This window comes from Curtobacterium sp. MCPF17_031 (assembly GCF_003234035.1).
Lineage (GTDB): Bacteria > Actinomycetota > Actinomycetes > Actinomycetales > Microbacteriaceae > Curtobacterium.
Genome location: NZ_QKSG01000026.1, coordinates 1 through 890, shown reverse-complemented (window position 1 = coordinate 890; position 890 = coordinate 1). Strand labels below are relative to the sequence as shown.

1 protein-coding gene is annotated in these 890 nt (G+C 69.1%); it reads left to right on the top strand.

Annotated elements, in window-relative coordinates; all coding sequences use genetic code 11:
• Positions 1-147: 147 nt before the first annotated feature.
• A complete protein-coding gene (locus tag DEJ31_RS16790; RefSeq protein WP_111044537.1) occupies positions 148-831 on the top strand; it encodes a hypothetical protein in 684 nt (227 codons plus the stop codon).
• The last annotated feature ends 59 nt before the right edge of the window (positions 832-890 follow it).

Sequence of the window (890 nt, the reverse complement as noted above, 5' to 3'; positions counted from 1 at the left end):
CGTGGACGGCCCCGAACCACTGTCACAAGCCGGGAAACACCCGCAGCGCTCACCAGCAGCTCACCGCTGGTTCTCCACCCCTTCGCGGGGTGTGTTCGGCGCGCTGTCACCCACCGCGCCGAGCGCGACAAGCAAAGGAATGAAGACATGCGCAAGTCCCTGAAGACCTCGATCACCCTCGCCACGACCGGAGCCCTCGTCCTCGGCGGCGCCGCGTTCGGTGTGTCCGCCGCGAACGCGTCGACCCCGACCGTGCACACCGTCTCCTCCAGCTCCGCCGCGAAGATCCCCGCACCGGTCGCCTCGGTCCCCGAGGTCCTCGGCGGCGACACCTCCGTCGCCCTCGACAAGGGCTTCACCGACGCCCTCACCTCCCTGAAGCTGACCCCGGGCGTCTCCGGCAACGCCAAGCTCGCCGACGGCGCCGTGTCGTTCCCGATCACCTCCGGCTCGGTCACCTACTGGAGCCCGGACGGCAAGTACCGCCCCTACGTGCAGGGCCTGCTGAACCACGACGACTCCGGCCTGACCCTCACGGCCGGCGACACCACCGTCACGCTCGAGAACTTCGTCGTGAACCCCGGCTCCTCGAAGCTCTACGGTGACGTCCTCGTCAACGGCAAGGTCGCCGCCCCGAACGCGTACCTGTTCTCCCTCCACGGCGGCTCGCTCAAGCCGCTGCAGCTCGAGGGCGACAACGCGATCCTGACCGGCACCACCGTCCACGTCTCCGACGACGCCGCGAAGCTGCTCAACGACACCTTCAAGACCGACGCCGTCACGGGCGGCCTGCTCGTCGGCACCGCCACCATCACCGCCCAGATCAAGTAACACCCCGATCTGACACACCACGACAACGCCGCCCCGCACCCGCGAGGCGGCGTTCTCGC